General features: G+C 58.2%; 16 protein-coding genes. 5 read left to right on the top strand and 11 right to left on the bottom strand.

Annotation, left to right across the window (positions count from 1 at the left end; translation table 11 throughout):
- Window positions 1–32: 32 nt before the first annotated feature.
- The 4 genes from QPL95_RS11900 to QPL95_RS11885 all read right to left on the bottom strand — a co-directional run bounded on the left by QPL95_RS11900 (window position 33) and on the right by QPL95_RS11885 (window position 3,691).
- Window positions 33–1,328, bottom strand: coding sequence for a TRAP transporter large permease subunit (locus QPL95_RS11900; RefSeq protein WP_303291185.1), 1,296 nt, complete (start codon window positions 1,326–1,328; stop codon window positions 33–35).
- Complete coding sequence (locus QPL95_RS11895; RefSeq protein WP_303291184.1) at window positions 1,325–1,870, bottom strand: TRAP transporter small permease subunit; 546 nt, start codon at window positions 1,868–1,870, stop codon at window positions 1,325–1,327. Before QPL95_RS11895 ends, QPL95_RS11900 begins: the two co-directional genes overlap by 4 nt.
- A 105-nt stretch (window positions 1,871–1,975) precedes the next feature.
- Window positions 1,976–3,052: a TRAP transporter substrate-binding protein gene (locus tag QPL95_RS11890; protein ID WP_303291183.1), complete on the bottom strand. Its 1,077-nt coding sequence runs from the start codon at window positions 3,050–3,052 to the stop codon at window positions 1,976–1,978.
- Window positions 3,053–3,232: 180 nt separating this feature from the next.
- Window positions 3,233–3,691: an ATPase gene (locus tag QPL95_RS11885; protein ID WP_303291182.1), complete on the bottom strand. Its 459-nt coding sequence runs from the start codon at window positions 3,689–3,691 to the stop codon at window positions 3,233–3,235.
- Between the two features lie 143 nt (window positions 3,692–3,834).
- Here QPL95_RS11885 and QPL95_RS11880 point away from each other — a divergent pair, with 143 nt between their 5' ends.
- Together QPL95_RS11880 and QPL95_RS11875 are read left to right on the top strand one after the other, a co-directional pair.
- Window positions 3,835–4,677 (top strand): motility protein A, encoded by an 843-nt coding sequence (locus QPL95_RS11880; RefSeq protein ID WP_303291181.1) that lies wholly within the window; start codon window positions 3,835–3,837, stop codon window positions 4,675–4,677.
- Window positions 4,670–5,377, top strand: a complete 708-nt coding sequence (locus QPL95_RS11875; RefSeq protein WP_303291180.1) for an OmpA family protein — start codon at window positions 4,670–4,672, stop codon at window positions 5,375–5,377. Before QPL95_RS11880 ends, QPL95_RS11875 begins: the two co-directional genes overlap by 8 nt.
- On the opposite strand, the gene QPL95_RS11870 is transcribed toward QPL95_RS11875, so the two are convergent.
- Window positions 5,349–6,503 carry an acyltransferase gene (locus QPL95_RS11870; RefSeq protein ID WP_303291179.1) on the bottom strand — a complete coding sequence of 385 codons (1,155 nt, stop codon included), beginning with the start codon at window positions 6,501–6,503 and terminating at the stop codon, window positions 5,349–5,351. The genes QPL95_RS11875 and QPL95_RS11870 overlap by 29 nt on opposite strands.
- Before the next feature lie 73 nt (window positions 6,504–6,576).
- Between QPL95_RS11870 and QPL95_RS11865 the strand changes: the two genes are divergently transcribed.
- Window positions 6,577–7,644: a beta-N-acetylglucosaminidase domain-containing protein gene (locus QPL95_RS11865; protein ID WP_303291178.1), complete on the top strand. Its 1,068-nt coding sequence runs from the start codon at window positions 6,577–6,579 to the stop codon at window positions 7,642–7,644.
- Window positions 7,645–7,648: 4 nt separating this feature from the next.
- On the opposite strand, the gene QPL95_RS11860 is transcribed toward QPL95_RS11865, so the two are convergent.
- Genes QPL95_RS11860 through QPL95_RS11850 form a run of 3 tightly spaced genes read right to left on the bottom strand, consistent with a single transcriptional unit; the run spans window position 7,649 to window position 9,606 of the window.
- Window positions 7,649–8,356 carry an SIMPL domain-containing protein gene (locus tag QPL95_RS11860; protein ID WP_303291177.1) on the bottom strand — a complete coding sequence of 236 codons (708 nt, stop codon included), beginning with the start codon at window positions 8,354–8,356 and terminating at the stop codon, window positions 7,649–7,651.
- The gene (locus QPL95_RS11855) at window positions 8,353–9,399 is read right to left on the bottom strand and encodes a ChaN family lipoprotein (protein WP_303291176.1); all 1,047 of its coding nucleotides are present in this window, start codon (window positions 9,397–9,399) and stop codon (window positions 8,353–8,355) included. The genes QPL95_RS11860 and QPL95_RS11855 overlap by 4 nt, the downstream gene beginning before the upstream one ends.
- 18 nt (window positions 9,400–9,417) lie before the next feature.
- The gene (locus QPL95_RS11850) at window positions 9,418–9,606 is read right to left on the bottom strand and encodes a CopG family transcriptional regulator (protein ID WP_303291175.1); all 189 of its coding nucleotides are present in this window, start codon (window positions 9,604–9,606) and stop codon (window positions 9,418–9,420) included.
- 98 nt (window positions 9,607–9,704) lie between these two features.
- On the opposite strand from QPL95_RS11850, the gene dauA reads away from it, so the two are divergent.
- Together dauA and QPL95_RS11840 are read left to right on the top strand one after the other, a co-directional pair.
- Window positions 9,705–11,435: a C4-dicarboxylic acid transporter DauA gene (dauA, locus tag QPL95_RS11845; RefSeq protein WP_303291174.1), complete on the top strand. Its 1,731-nt coding sequence runs from the start codon at window positions 9,705–9,707 to the stop codon at window positions 11,433–11,435.
- A 39-nt stretch (window positions 11,436–11,474) separates the two neighbouring features.
- The gene (locus QPL95_RS11840; protein ID WP_303291173.1) at window positions 11,475–13,421 is read left to right on the top strand and encodes an ion channel DMI1; all 1,947 of its coding nucleotides are present in this window, start codon (window positions 11,475–11,477) and stop codon (window positions 13,419–13,421) included.
- A gap of 20 nt (window positions 13,422–13,441) precedes the next feature.
- Here QPL95_RS11840 and QPL95_RS11835 read toward each other — a convergent pair whose 3' ends face one another.
- Genes QPL95_RS11835 through QPL95_RS11825 form a run of 3 tightly spaced genes read right to left on the bottom strand, consistent with a single transcriptional unit; the run spans window position 13,442 to window position 15,664 of the window.
- On the bottom strand, window positions 13,442–13,831 hold the full coding sequence (locus QPL95_RS11835) for a CBS domain-containing protein (RefSeq protein ID WP_303291171.1): 390 nt from the start codon (window positions 13,829–13,831) through the stop codon (window positions 13,442–13,444).
- 13 nt (window positions 13,832–13,844) lie between these two features.
- Window positions 13,845–14,195: a hypothetical protein gene (locus QPL95_RS11830; RefSeq protein ID WP_022988389.1), complete on the bottom strand. Its 351-nt coding sequence runs from the start codon at window positions 14,193–14,195 to the stop codon at window positions 13,845–13,847.
- A complete protein-coding gene (locus tag QPL95_RS11825) occupies window positions 14,192–15,664 on the bottom strand; it encodes a DUF1538 domain-containing protein (protein WP_303291170.1) in 1,473 nt (490 codons plus the stop codon). Before QPL95_RS11825 ends, QPL95_RS11830 begins: the two co-directional genes overlap by 4 nt.
- Window positions 15,665–15,800 lie beyond the last annotated feature (136 nt).

Here is a 15,800-nt window from a genome sequence, read left to right as displayed (position 1 = left end):
TTGTGCCCGGACCCGCTGTTGGTGCTTTGATGTCAGTAGGTCGCGCTCATTCCGAACCATTCCGGGAACACGATGATCATCGCCAGTACCAGGATCTGGATCAGGATGAACGGCACAATACCCTTGTAGATATCGGTTGTTTTAACCCCTGGCGGAGCAACCCCTTTGAGATAAAAGAGCGAGAACCCGAAGGGCGGCGTCAGGAAGCTGGTCTGCAGATTCATCGCGATCAGGATGGCAAACCAGAGCATGTTGATGCCGAGGGCTTCTGCAACCGGAGCCAGAATAGGCACGATGATGAACGAAATCTCCACGAAGTCTATGAAGAAGCCCAGAATCAGAATCACCAGCATGGCCAGAATAATAAAGCCCCACTGCTCGCCCGGCAGCATCAACAGCCACTCTTCCAGCAGGTAGTCGCCGCCGGTGTAGCTGAATACCATGGAGAAGGCGGTGGCACCGATCAGGATCGCGAACACCATGGCGGTAACCTTAACGGTATCTTTGGAGGCATCCCAGACCATCTTGAAGCTGAACTGGCCGTAGATAATGGCCAGAACCACGGCGCCAACACCACCCAGTGCGGAGGACTCCGTGGGGGTGGCAATGCCGGTAAAGATCGAGCCCAGCACCACAACAATCAGTGCCAGCGGAGGAATGATGGCGAGCAGTGCGTTGCGGATTTCCTTGCTGCGGCTGATGCTGTCGTCTGGTGGCATGGCCGGAGCTGTTTGTGGCTTCAGCCGGGTCAGAATCAGAATGTAGACAATGTACAGGCCAATCAGAACCATGCCTGGCCCAACGGCGGCCTTGAACAGGTCGCCGACCGGCAAGCCCAGAACATCACCCAGAATGATCAGGATGATGGAGGGTGGCACAATCTGCCCCAGGGTGCCGGAAGCGCAGATGGTGCCGGTTGCCAGGCGTTTGTCGTAATCGTGCGCCAGCATCACGGGCAGGGAGATCAGGCCCATGGCCACCACACTGGCACCGACCACACCGGTAGACGCCGCCAGCAATGCCCCGACCAGAATAGTGGATATGGCCAGGCCGCCGGGCAGGCCGCCAAACAGCCGGCCCATTGAGGTGAGTAATTGCTCCGCCAGTTTGGTGCGCTGCAACACCACGCCCATAAAGATGAACAGGGGTACCGCCATCAGAACGGTATTTTGCATCACGCTCATGACCCGGTAGGGCATGAAAGCGAACAGGTCCATACCTTCCGCAAAGATGCCGAAGAACAGCGCCACGCCACCGAAGGTGAAGGCCACCGGGAAGCCGAGCATCAGCATCACCAAGGCCACCAGGAACATAATCATGCCGATCATGCCAGGCCTCCTGCGCTGTGTTCGCTTTCGTATTCTTTGTCACCGGCCATCACGCGGATGGCGTAGGTCGCCATGTTCAGCCCGGCGGTGCCGATGAAGAAGGCGCTGACCGGAATCACCGATTTGATGATCCAGCGGTGGGGCAGGCCACCGGGGTCGCCACTGCCTTCACCCATCTCGTAGGCATCAACGGCAAAGCTGTAGCCGTAAACTCCGATCAGGTAAGCAAAGGGGATCACAAACAGGATGGCACCCAGCAGGTTGATCCAGGCTTTGCGGTTCTGGCTCCAGTTGGTGTAGAACACGTCTACCCGAACATGCCCGTCCGTGCGCAAGGCATAGGGGATGCCCAGCAGGAAGACGACTGAGTACAGGTGCCATTCCATTTCCTGCATGCCGATGGACACATCGTTGAACGCGTAGCGGGTTACCACATCGTAAAATACGTTGGCAGCCATCAGGATCATGGCCACGCAGGCAATCCAGCCGCAGAGTTTGGAGAGCCAGGCCAGGCCCTCATCCAGTCTGATAATCCAGCGCATTAAACCTCTTCCTCCGCCTAGCGGATGTTTTCTGAACCGTTGGAACGAAAAAGCCGGGATCACTGGCAAGAGCGATCCCGGCTCGGCTTCTACATGACCGGTAGTTTACTCGACTTCCGTCATGGTGTTGAGGTACGCACGCTCCGAGATGTCGGTGTATGCGCGGCTCTGTTCCTGGTAGCTCAGTTGAGAGTCGATGATTTTCTTGGCCATCGGGCTGTTGTCAGCCGTTTCTTTCAACAGTTTTTTGTTGGCGTCGTACATGGCCTGGAAGATATCTTCCGGGAACTGTTTGATCTGCACGTTGGGGTAATCTTTCTTGATGTTTGCCCAGGCTTCCGCATTTTCGTGCTGTGAGTGAACCAGCATGTCATAGGACGCGGTGCGCATCGCCACTCGCATGATTTCCTGAAGGTCCGCCGGCAGCTTTTCCCAGACACGCTTGTTCACCAGGAACTGCAGTTCGGTCGCCGGCTCGTGCCAGCCTGTGTAGTAGTAGTCTGCAATCTGCTGGAAGCCAAGGCGCAGATCCAGTGCCGGGCCTACCCACTCAACGGCATCAATAGTGTTACGTTCGAGGGCGGTGTAGAGCTCACCCGGGGCAATGTTGGTTGGGTTTACGCCCACTTCGGCAAAGACCTCACCGGCAAAGCCGGGGATGCGCATTTTCAGGCCTTTCAGGTCATCCAGGGATTTGATTTCCTTGCGGAACCAGCCGCCCATCTGAACGCCGGTGTTGCCGCCAGGAAACGACAGCATGTTATGGGGCTCATACACTTCCTGCATCAGTTCCATACCGCCGCCGTGGTAGAACCAGGCATACTGTTCCATGGCGTTCATGCCAAAGGGCATGCTGGTGAAGAACAGGGTTTCCGGCACCTTGCCTTTCCAGTAATAGGACGCTGAGTGGCCCATGTCGTACTGGCCGGCTTTGACCATGTCAAATACGCCCAGTGGCGCTTTGTGCTTGTTGGCAGAGTCGATGCGGATGGTCAAACGGCCATCAGACATCTTCTCGACGGTTTCGGCGAAACGCTTGGTGGTGTCACCAAAGATCGGGAAGTTCGGGCCCCAGGTTTCGGCCAGCTTGAGGGTGAATTTGTCTTGGGCGAGCGCCTGAGTGGCGGCAAACGTGGTTGCCACTGCCAGTACAGCCGCGGATAGAACAGAACGGATTTTCATTGCTCTTCTAACCTCTGGTTTTGTTGTAATTGTCTTTCGGGCTCGGGGTCGGCTACTGACTGCAGTCGCCGGATTGGTTAGCCAGTTTAGTTCAGAATTGCACTTTAGGCGGCCTCGCAAACGGAAAAAACCGGAAAATTACGACATATGTCTAAGGCCTTGGGTTAATACGAACCGACTTCAAAGATCGTTCATTCTCCCAATCTGGCTGGCGAGCCGCATGGCCTCGTGCTCCTCCAGTGACTTCAGGTCTTCCAGCAGGCTCTTTGCTTCGGGAATCTCGGCTTTGCCGATCAGTGCATCGTAGAGTTCCATCACCTGATCGTGGAAGTCAAAGATTTCACGGGCGATGTCATCGAATGCCATCTCCGAATAATCCATGGTGCAGGTCCGGTTCTTCTCGATCGGTTTGTGCACCCCGTAATCGTACAGCCGGGTGTGCATGGCTTTCGGGTCTGCCTGCTTTTCGTATTCGGTAACAGCTTGCTCCAGCAGCGTTTCATGGCGGCTGATATAGTCCAGCAGAGCACTCGTACGCTCGTTTTGGTGCTTGTCTGCCGATTCGTGCAGGCAGCGGGCGAGATGGGCGTGCAGTTGTCGGGTCCAGTCAATCAGGTCGGCAAAGGTTTTGATTTCCATATTGTTGTGCTCCCGTCAGAATGCAGATTAGAGTTATCGGATGTTGTCTCAGTCTAGTCAACATTGTCCAGTTACCGCGAGCCGGAGTACCTGACCTCAGTCAGTGTTCAGGCTGCCAGCTATTCAGTGTTTCGGAGAAGTGAATGAATCCGTCTACCCTTATCGGAATGGTCGCGGGCCTGGCGGTACTGGCGGTACTGGCCAGCGTACTTTTTTGGTCAGCGGAGGACCCGACACGATTTATTAATCTGCCCGGGCTGGCAATCGTGATTGGTGGCACCCTGGCGGCCACGTTCATTTCGTTTCCGCTCAGGGAAGTACTCCGGGTGTTCACGCTTCTGGGCACGGTTGTCCGCAATGAAAAGCTGTACACCCAACAGGATATCGATGAACTGGTTCGGATATCCCGGTTATGGATTGATGGCAAACTACCGGCAGTAGAGCGGGAGCTCGAGCATGTGCGCAACCCCTTTTTGCGCTCTGGCGTCCAGTTGGTTATTGAGCTGAACCCGGAAGAAGACATCATGGATTTTATGGAATGGCGTGTGGCCAGGCTGCGCGCCCGGGAGCATGCCGAAGCTCAGTTGTTCCGGGTGATGGCCAGTTTTGCCCCGGCCTTCGGTATGATTGGCACTCTGGTTGGCCTGATTAACATGATGTTTCTGTTGGGTGATGGCGATATGGCTGTGATTGGCCAACAACTCTCGATCGCCCTGATGACGACGTTTTACGGCATCCTGCTGGCCAACCTGATGTTCAAGCCGGTGGCCGTAAAACTGGAGCGGCGTACCGAGCAACGTATCATTCTGATGCGGATGGTGATGCAGGGGATCTCCATGATGTGCAAAAAGCGCAGTCCCTCGCTGATGCGGGAAACCCTGAAGTCCTTTGTCGCCAGCTATGAAGATGAAATCCGGGATGTTCGCCCGGCTACTCCGGCTGCGAGAGCGAAGGCGGATCGGCCTCAGGGGGCACCGGATGTCTGAGCTGGATCGTGGGTCGTCCGGTGTCGCCCGGCGGGCAGATTATCTGCAGATTCCTCTTACCCACAGCACGGAAGAAGACAGCTGGTTGGTGACCTACCTGGATGTCATTACGCTCTTGCTGGTGATGTTTGTGGTGATGCTGGCCTTGTCCGGGGGGGCTGCGGCTACACCGGATGAAACCACCGTGGCGGCAGTTGATGCCGCCCCGTTGGCAGGCGGCGGTGATGAGCAGTCTTCGCCGGCGATGGATGATGACGCCTTCACCGAACGCGCCCGCGCGGCGTTGCAGGACGCCGGGCTGAGTGATGACATTACCGTGATATCACACCAGGGCGGCGTTCGTTTCCGGATCAGCAACGACATTCTGTACGGTTCGGGTGAGGCGGTGTTGTCCCGGGAAGGCATCCGGCAACTGGAAAATCTGGTGCCGCTGCTGGCCAGTTCGGATTACCGGATTACCGTAGCTGGCCACACAGACAGCCTGCCGATTCGCACTGACCGTTTCCCCTCCAACTGGGAGTTGTCGTCAGCCAGGGCGGGCAGTGTGGTGCGGTTGTTTGAATCTGCGGGTATTGCCCGCGAGCGCCTGCAGGCGACCGGTTATGCCGATGCCCGTCCGTTGTTCCGGAACGACACCGAACAGGGGCGTTCGCGCAACCGTCGGGTCGAAATCATTCTGGAGTCCCAGCCCCCTGAGTAGCGAGTTGTGCCTGTGGCCTGGCGCGGAGTGTTCGCCACCGTCGAAAAGCGTTCAGGGCCGGTTTCTCGACGCCATAGTGCACCACCGAGGCCAGGGCAAGCACGGCGGCAAGGGCCAGGGCAACGCCCAGGGGACCGGGCAAACCGGCTTGATAAGACAGGCTGATCAGGCCGTAGCCGATGTTCTGATGCAGTAGGTACAAGGTGTAGGAAATGCTGCCCAGCCAGAGCAGTCCCGGGCGTGCCAGCATGTTGAGATAGCCGGCAGCAGCCAGGATGAATGCCCCGTAACAGCCCAGTACAAACAGATGGTAAGGCGCCTTGTAGGCGATCATGCAGTGCCCGACAGTGAATGCCAGCAAGATGAGGTCTGCCATGGGTAGCCGGCCGTGCTGATACCAGCGGAAAATCAGCATGCCGCTGATAAACAGCGGTGCATAACGCACGAACAGCAGATCTTTGACCAGAAACTCCAGGGTGTCCGGTAAGGCCTTCCACCACAAAACACCGATGTAGCTGATGAGCACCCAGCCCCAGAGCGCCGGGCGCAACCGCTGCCAGCTGCCGAGCCCGTAAAACAGCACAGCAATCCAGACGTAGAAAGTTGCCTCTATGACCAGGCTCCAGTAGGCACCATCAACATGAGGGTGGCCCAGGTATTCGTGCAGCAGTGTCATGTTGAGAAAGGCAGAGGCGGGCTCTACGGCGCGATCGTCCGGGCCCAGCCAGTGCACGGAAAAATAGGTCAGCGCGATGGAGGCCCACAATGCCGGCAGCAGCCGGAACGCCCGGGCCAGGGCAAACCAGCCGGCGGTCCGGGTGCGTTCCAGAGTCATGAAAATGACGAAACCGCTGAGGATAAAAAACAGATGAACGCCGTAGCGGCCGAACTCCAGAAACGTCGGACTGCTGAACGTGTGCCCGTACAATTGCTGGTAGTAGGGCAGGTAGTGAAACAGAACAACCCCCAGTGCGGCTATGCCACGAAGCGCATCGAGGGATGTCAGTCGGCTTTGGGCGTCATGCATGTGGGACATCGGTTCCGGCCAGTGCGAGTGCCTATCATAGCCGTGTTGTCGGTACACCGGATATACGATTCGGTGGCCGGAGGCTGACGGTCTGTTCATGGTCGGTCGCCCTGACCCGGCGCTGACTTGGGTATATGATGTCAGGAAACCACGGACCGGGAGTGAGCAAGCTATGACCGTTGAGCTGGGAGTAATCGAGGGATTCTACGGGCCTATGTGGAGTTGGGCTGAGAGGCGTCGTTTGCTGACGACCCTGGCCGGCCACAGCTATGGCTTTTATCTGTATGCACCCAAGGCAGACCCCTACTTGCGCAAACGATGGCAGGAGCCGCACCCGGCCACAGAGGCAGGCGAACTGACGGAATTTGCCAGGTTGTGTAAGCGGGAAGGCGTGCGGTTTGGCGTGGGGTTGAGTCCCTTCGAAATCTTTAACCAGTTCGATGATCCGGCCCGTGACGCGTTGGCCAGAAAGCTGAAGGCGCTCGACCGGATAGGCGTGCAGGAACTGGCCATCCTGTTTGATGATATGCGTCCGGACAATGAGTCACTGGCCAGCACTCAGGCCGAGATTGTGCGATGGGTCAGGGCTCATAGTGGTGCCAGCACGTTCAGTGTGTGCCCCACCTATTACTCGGACGACCCGGTGTTGGACCGGGTATTTGGTGAGCGCCCGGCAGACTATCTTGAAACACTGGGTGCCGAGTTGGACAAGGACGTCCGGATATTCTGGACCGGTGAGGAAGTCTGTTCCCGGGAAATATCACCCGGGCATCTGAAGCGGGTGGGTGATCTTCTGGGGCGCAAACCGGTGCTTTGGGATAACTATCCGGTGAATGACGGCGACAGAATGTCCCGACACCTGCATTTGCGAGCCTTCACCGGCCGCCCGGCCGCGAACGCTGCGCACCTGGCCGGCCATGCCATCAATCCGGCTCTGCAGCCGGTGCTGACCGCCATTCCAGCTTTAACCCTGGTGGAATCCTACCGTCTGGGGCCAGGTTACCAGTACGGCAAGGCGTTCCATCAAGCGGCGCGAGAGCTACTGGGGGTGGAGCTGGCCAATCAACTGCAAAAAGACCTGCTGACCCTGCAGGACACCGGGTTAGGGCGCATCAGTGACGAGCGGAAGCAGGCGCTGATGCACACCTACGATGCATTTGATCATCCTGCCGCCAGCGAAGTCATGCGCTGGCTGGCGGGGGACTATCAGGTGACTGACGAAATGGTGCAAACCCAGTGAAGGGCTAGTCCAGGTAGTAATCGAAGGTGGAAACCACCCGTACGGTTTTGACCGGTTGTTGTTGCTCGGACACCCCGGGCGCCTGATCTCGAGCCAGAATCTGGAATACGCCCTGATTGGCCCGGCGCAGGCCGCCGAGGCTGGCATTGGCGTCCCGGGCAAACTGCTGGGCGGCTTCCCGGGCCGCTTCGGTGGCTTCGGCAATCATGTCTGGCTTGATGTCATTCAGGCCGCTGAACAGGTAGGTAGGACCGCCGGGGCCGTAGTCGGACGACAGCAGCACGCCGGAATCGACCAGCTCACTGACGTTCTGGGCAGCCTGGCGGATGCGTTCGATCTGTGTGCTGCGCACCATCAGGGTCTGGTTAATGATGAACTTTTGCTCGCCTTCGCCCTGGTAAGGGTTGGCACGGGTATCCATCACGTCGAGCCGCTGTAACTCCACGGCGCTGTCCTCTATGGCCTGAAGTTTCAGGAATGCCATGATTGCTTCGCGACTGCTGCGGGCTTTTTGTTGTGCCTGCTCCAGGGTGTTGCCAGTGGCTACAAACCGGATCGGCCAGAGCGCGAGGTCCGCATTGACTTCCCGTTCGGCCACGCCTTTGACGGTCACGTACCGGTCTCCGGTTTTCAGCCCGGTCAGGCCGTCTCGCAACAGTGAGGCAGAGATAATCACGCTGAGGCCAAGGATGATGGCAACGATGACTTTCATGGTTCAATCCCTTGTTCGTTAACGGGTTCGGATTCGCTGCTGCAGCGGATGTCTGCCCGCCCGCTGAAACGTTGCTGCATGGCTTGTCGCTGGCGCTCCTGATCACGGAACTCCCTGGGCAGGGGCTGAATCAGATACAGATAATCGCCCTTGTTCAGGTGATCCGCCAGTGGCGGTTTGGCTTCATCCGCCGGCCAGAATACCGGGCTCAGTACGACGATTGAAAGCTCCGGTGCGCGCTGCTGCAGAAGTGCCACGGTACCGAGCCGTTCCTCGCTGTGAAACGTGCCGGTCAGATGCACCACCTGGTGCCCGGGGTTACGTTCACGGGCCTGCAGAATGCGCATGGCCATGGTGTTGTCTCGCAGCAACTGGGCCTTGTAGGTGTTGCTCATGCGCTCGATCATGGCAGGGTCGGCGGTACCATGGCTGCCGGTAATGGCATCAACGAACTTCTCCCGGTAGGCCGGAGTGTCCAGAAATGGCTTGTCGGGCAGCTGCCGACGCTGTTCCTCTGGCAGGGTGTTGAGATAATCGGGGCCGGCTCTGCCAACACAACGAACGACATCCGCCGGAGCGTTGGCGGCAATGACCGGCAGATTATGCTGCCGCGCGTATTCTACGAGTGGCCGGTAGGACCCACGATAGTTGTCCCAGGCTTCGGCGTCTTCCAGCAGTTCGGTTTCGCCAATCGTGCCGAAGAGGTAATCATCCAGTGCGGGCTGATGGTCCAGATTGAACTGTTCCATGGTCAGAATCCGGGACGGATTGAGATTGTGCAACTCCTGCAGCAGGCGCGTTTGAAGAAGGTGCGAGGCCTGGTGCCCGTGATACTCGCCGATGATGACAACGTCGGTTTTTGCCAGGGCACTGGCGGCAGCTTCGAGGGAAACCGGCTGGCGGTTCCTGGTGTCTATCATTACGTTGTCGTAGAGGGTTGCCGGTGCCCCGGTGCTGACATCAGGTTGCTGAGGCAACAGTGAACAGCCAGACGTCGTGAGCAAGGTCAGTAAGATCAATGTGGTCGATGAGCGTTTCATCATGGGACGGCTTCCACCAGGTCAGTCAAAGTCTTCTGCGCGCTGTTCACGCCAGTCCTGCCCCAGTTTCTGTTCCACGTACTCACGGATGAACTGCCGGACTTTCTGGGAGGGCGTGACATCCTCCTGCTTGCAGAGTTCCTCGAAGGCGGCTTTTTTCTCTGGATCGATCAGCAAGGTGAGGCGGGCAGTCCGGTTTTCTTTGGGCATAGGTATGAGTGCTCACGATATGTTAATCAGATTAACATTGAATGTAGGTTTAATGAGCATATAATGATAACGATGTCTTCGCAACCGGGAGTTGGTTCATGTCTCATCGTGCTCATCTGTTTTCCCTGAGGTTCGCCCACGCGGTTCGCGAAGCCTGTATTGATGAGCGCTATACCAGCCGCCGCTTCCTGAAAGATCTTATGGCCGGAGTGACGGTCGGCATCATTGCCATTCCTCTTGCCATGGCGCTGGCCATTGCCAGTGGTGTTGCGCCTCAGTATGGACTTTACACCGCCTTCATTGCCGGTTTTGTCATTGCTCTGTTTGGTGGCAGCCGGTTCAGTATTTCCGGCCCGACGGCCGCCTTTGTCGTCATCCTCTATCCTATCGCCCAAACATACGGACTGGGTGGGTTGCTGTTGGCCACCCTGATGTCCGGTGTGTTGCTGGTGATCATGGCCGTCATGCGCCTGGGCCGTTTCATCGAGTATATACCGGAGTCGGTGACCCTGGGTTTTACCGGCGGCATTGCGGTGGTGATTGCCACCCTGCAGGTGAAGGATTTTTTTGGTTTATCGGTCGACAGTATGCCGGAGCATTACTGGGACAAGCTGGCGGTGCTGGGCCAGCAGATGCCCGCGCTGGATAGCATGAGCACCTTGGTGGCAGTGGTTACCCTGGCGGTGATGCTGGTGTGGCCAAGGCTGAAAACGCCGGTGCCACCCCACCTGCCAGCCGTGATTGTTGGTAGCCTTCTGGCGCTCTGGCTGAATGCCAATGGCGCCGGTATCGAGACCATCGGCTCCCGCTTCAGCTACCTGCTGCCCGACGGCAGCACCGGTGCGGGTATTCCGCCCTTCCTGCCGGAGTTCGTCTGGCCCTGGCAACAGCTGAATGCCCAGGGTGAACCGGTGGGGCTGTCCTGGGATCTGATTCAGGCGCTGTTGCCGGCCGCTTTCGCCATTGCCATGCTCGGCGCCATCGAGTCTTTGCTGTGTGCGGTGGTGCTGGATGGCATGACCGGCAAGCGCCACAGCGCTAACAGCGAACTGATGGGGCAGGGCATTGGTAACATCGTGGTGCCGTTCTTCGGTGGTATTACGGCAACGGCTGCGCTTGCCCGCTCTGCGGCCAACTATCGCGCCGGCGCCGAGTCGCCGGTGTCTGCGATGATCCACGCTCTGGTTGTTTTGCTGGCGCTGGTGTCGCTGGCCGGCGTGCTGGCCTACTTGCCGATGCCGGCCATGGCAGCATTGCTGATCATGGTGGCCTGGAACATGAGCGAGGCGCCGAAAGCCGTGCACCTGCTGAAGACAGCACCCCGTGCCGACGTGCTGGTTTTCCTGACCTGTTTTGGCCTGACCGTCGCACTGGACATGGTGATCGCCATCACCACCGGGGTGTTGCTGGCAGCGGTGTTGTTTATGCGTGAGATGGCGCAGATGACCAAGGTGACGGACATCACCGGCAACAAGCGAATTGTGCAGGCTGAACTGCCGGAAGGCTGGCAGGTGTTCAAAATCAATGGCCCGCTGTTTTTTGCCGCGGCTGACCGGGTGTTCGGTGAACTGGCGGAGCTATCACGGCAGGCTCGGGGGTTTGTGCTGTACATGGATGGCGTCACGGTTCTGGATGCCGGTGGCCTGTCGGCGCTGAACAAGCTCATTGCCAGCTGTCGCCAGACAGGCACCGAGATCGTAATCGCCGACCTGCAATTCCAGCCTTTGCGTACTCTGGCTCGTGCCGGCTTGCAGCCGGAGCCGGGTGTCAGTCGGTTCTGTCCGTCTCTCGAGTCGGCCCTGGACTCAGTCACAGCTGGTTCTCAATGAGATCTGGGCTAAACTGGCCTGACTGAAAAGAGGGTCGTCATGCTGCCATTCCGGATTATCGATCGCATCAAGTTCATCGTAGAGCGCCAGCTGGTAAAGGGTGCTGGCTTCCAGTTGTTGGTGGTGGCGCTGTTTATCGGGCTTATTTCTCTGGTGGGCGGGCTGCTGGTGGTGCCTCAGGGCGGCGACTTTGATGATCCGGGCACGGCTGTCTGGTGGGCGTTTTTGCGCCTGACCGATCCGGGGTATCTCGGTGATGATGTGGGCACCTGGCAGCGAATTGTCTCAACGCTACTTACGATACTTGGCTACGTCGTGTTCATGGGTACGCTGGTGGCCATTCTGACCCGGTGGCTGATTGCCAAGATGGCCGACCTCGAGCGGGGGCTCACCCCGGTAACGCTGAAGAATCATATCGTGGTGCTGGGCTGGACGGCGCAGACGCCGCCCCTGGTGGCGGAGCTGTTCGGGTCATCCGCGCGGATGCGGCGGTTTCTGGAAAAACACGATACCCAGAAACTCCGGCTGGTGGTGCTGGCGGAAGAAGCGACCGCCGAGCAGTTGCATGAGCTGGTCAGCGAACCCGGCGTGGGGCGTCGGGCCAGAGAAGTCATCTTGCGCAGTGGTTCGGCCATTCAGCCGGAAGCTTTGCATAGGGTCGCCTGTCTGGATGCAGCGGCGGTGATCGTGCCCAGCCAGGGACACGACGCCGGCAGCCTGGTGACCTCCGATATCGAAACCGTCAAAGCCCTTCTATCCATTGCTGCGCAAGCTCACCATTTCAGTTCGCCGTTGCCGTTCGTGGTGGCGGAGATTCAGGATATGCGCAAATTGCCGGTTATCGAGCGGGCATACCCCGGAGCGGTCGAAGTGGTTGCCGGTGACGCCACCATCAGCCGTTTAATGGTGCAGAACGTGCTGCATCCGAACCTTTCTGAGGTTTACAACGAGTTGCTGACCGCCGGCGAAGGCAACGAGATTTTTGTCCGTGGCGGTGAAACCGCCGAAGGGCTGACGCTGGGTGAGCTGGCGGCTCAAAGACCGCATGCCATTGTGCTGGGCCTGTTGCATCCTGCACAAGGTAAAGGATGGCAGGTGAATCTGTTGGCGCCATCTGACACGGTGATCCGCAATGAAGACCGGGTGGTCCTGTTGGCAAAAGATTATGACCACACCGGGCCAGATCCGAAAGCGGAACCTCTGGCCGGCATTGAGCGCATTTCATCACCGGTGGCCGCCATCGCCAAGCCAGGTAAGCACCGTGTGCTGGTGTTGGGCTGGAACCGAAGGGTGCCGAGCCTGGCTTCTGAGTTCGGGAGTTATGCGGCCCGGAACTTCGAGTTGGACATGGTTTCGGCAACGCCGCTGGACGAGCGGCAGCGGGAAATCTCACGTTACGGTGTCGATCTCCAGAGAATCAACGGCCGCCTGCTTGAGGCGGATTACATGGTGGAGGAAGATCTCAGAAGGCTGGACCCTGCCAGCTATAACACGGTGATGCTGCTGAGCAGCGATCGCATCGGCTCCGGTGAAGAGGCCGACGCACGGGCCATGGTGGGTTACCTGCAACTGGAAGATATTCTGGCGGAGTCGCCTCAGCGGCCCCAGATCATCATGGAGTTAAGTGATCCGGACAACCGGCATCTGATGTACGGACACCAGAGTGAGATGCTGATCAGCCCGATGGTTCTGAGCCACGTGCTGGCTCAGGTTGCCCTGCGACGGGAGCTGAGAGTGGTGCTGGATGAGCTGTTTACCGAAGGCGGCGCGGAAATCCAGTTCCGTGATCCTCATGATTACCCGCTGCCGGCGAGTGCTGATTTTCAGTTGTTAGAGAAAACCGTAGCGGCCAGAGGAGAGGTTGCGCTGGGCGTGTTTCGTGTAACGGCCGACGAGCGCGGTCGCCACCTGGAGATGAACCCACCGCGCAACCAGTATCTGGATCTGCGGGAGGGCGATCAGTTGCTCGTTATGTGTCAGAGCTGAATGGCGGTGGCGACACACCGCTACTCAATGGTGTCCAGAAGTGCCCGCATGATGTCGTCCATCACAATAAAGCCGCACATTTCGTTGTCTTTCAGTACCAACAGCCGCTTGACCCGATACTCGGACATCAGGGTGGCGGCATGCTTGAGAGCGAGGTTTTCGCCCACACTGATCACCGGCTTGGCGCAGACATCGTAGACATTCAGCAGATCGATATCGCCATCCTCTGCAATCACCGATTTGAGTACGTTGGTATAGGTGATCAGCCCCCAGGCATCGTGTTCGCTCTGGCGCTCGACCACGAGGGATTTCACGTTGTGGTGCTTCATCAGCGTCAGTGCCTCCCGCAGGGTGGCGAAGGGCGAGATCTTGATGATGTCTTTGACCATTACATCTTTGACCAGTTTCATGAGCGCTCTCCGATCAGATTGAGTCTTTCAGGTGTTGTTCGAATTTTTCCACCTGGGCCATGTCGATGCCACCCAGGTGCTCCAGCGGAACGGTAAAGATCAGGCCCTGGGAGTCTGCCGGGTCCGGCATGATCACCTTCTGCAGGGCTTTGAGAATCTCCAGCGACAGGCCTTTTTCCAGCACCATCAGGAGCACGCTCTGGCTGCCGTCGTAGGTCAGGCCGAAGAACGTCTTCTTGGCGGTGTTGCTGATGCCGCGGCCGGTCATGACGGTAATGCCGCCGGCGCCGAGTTCGCGGGCTGCATCGATGCAGTCCTGTTCCAGGTCTTCAGGGACAATTGCTACCAGTGCAGAGAACTTCATTGGGTTTCCTTCCTGCGTTCAGATCGGTATTGGGACACGATGGCATAGGTCATCACAGTAACGATCGGGAAGATCGAGGCAAAGGCAATCAGGCCAAAACCGTCGATCAGGACATTACGGCCTTCTATGCTGCTGGCCAGTCCAATCCCCAGGGCCGTTACCAGCGGTACCGTGACTTCCGAGGTGGTCACGCCGCCAAGGTCATAGGCCAGTGCCACGATGTATCGGGGGGCGAGCAGGGTGAGCAGAATCACCAGGATATAGCCGCCCATAATGTAATAGTGAATGGAATCTCCGGTGATGATCCGGTGCACACCAATGGTGATGCCAACGGCCACCCCCACAGCTACCAACAGGCGAATGGCATTGCCGTTGAGGGCACCCGCGGCGGCTTCTTCCGCCTGCTTGCCGATGGCGATCAGTGCCGGTTCTGCCATGGTTGTGGCAAACCCGATCATCAGGGCGAAAAGGTACACGGGCGCATAGCTGTCCATGGCCATCAGTTGCTCGGCCATGCTGGTGCCGATGGGGAACAAGCCCAGTTTCAGGCCGACAACAAAGGCATACAGGCCGAGGATCACCAGCGCAAAGCCGAAGGCAATCTTCTTCGGATTGCTCAGCTTCCGGCGTAACACCAGGTACTGGAAGAACAGAACGGTGATGATGATCGGCAGCACATCCCTCAACATGCCGGCCAGGTCGAGCAGGGCCGCAATTATGCCGGACTTCGCCGGGGCTTCTGTAACCTGTGCTGTGATGGCCTCCATGGCTGCGGCCCCGGTGCCGCCGGAGTAAACCACCATGCCGTACACCTGTACGGTGATCATGGGCACCATGACGGACAGCGCCACCAGGCCAAAGCCGTCAATCAACGGGTTCCGGCCCCGGATCGAGGCCGCCAGGCCAATGCCAAGCGCGGCAATCAGGGGCACCGTTACCACATTGGTTGTCACCCCGCCGGAGTCATAGGCCAGCCCGACAATTTCCTCCGGTGCAAACCAGGTAACAATCACCACGATGACGTAGCCGGTGATCATGAACCAGTGCAGCGGGTAGCCGAAAATGGTGCGGAAAACCCCCAGGGCAACGACGAACCCCACAGAGACAGCCACCAGTATCCTCAGGGTGAGGCCGTCAATTCGCCCCTCGCTGATGGTCTGGGCCTGCTCTGCCACGGCAATCAGAGCGGGCTCGGCAATAACCGCCGAGAAGCCCATGGCAAAGCCGAACGACAGCAGTATGGCCAGGGAGCCCTTGCGGGCGAACTGGTTCGACAGGCTTTTGCCCACCGGGAAAATGCTCAGCTCCAGTCCCTGTAAGAACAATGCTACGCCCACGGCAACAATTAACAGGCCGATGGCCATACTGCCGAGGTCATCCGGCACCTGCTGCAGAATCGCCAACTGGAAGAAACCGACCACCACGACGATGGGTAACAGATTTTTCAGGGCGTGTAACAACGAATGCAAAAAGGACCGGATATAAAACACGGAGAGCCCTTGTAGGTGCCAGGTGGACGCTGTGGCTGATCCAGGTCAGCCCGGTTAATCCTAGCATGGGATAGGCTGGGGGCAATCAAAGAGTTCAACCTGCTTGTTGAGCGTG

The organism is Marinobacter sp. SS5-14b (assembly GCF_030541005.1).
GTDB lineage: Bacteria > Pseudomonadota > Gammaproteobacteria > Pseudomonadales > Oleiphilaceae > Marinobacter.
Note: the sequence above shows the minus strand (reverse complement) of the source record. Positions and strands in the feature narration are given on the sequence as shown.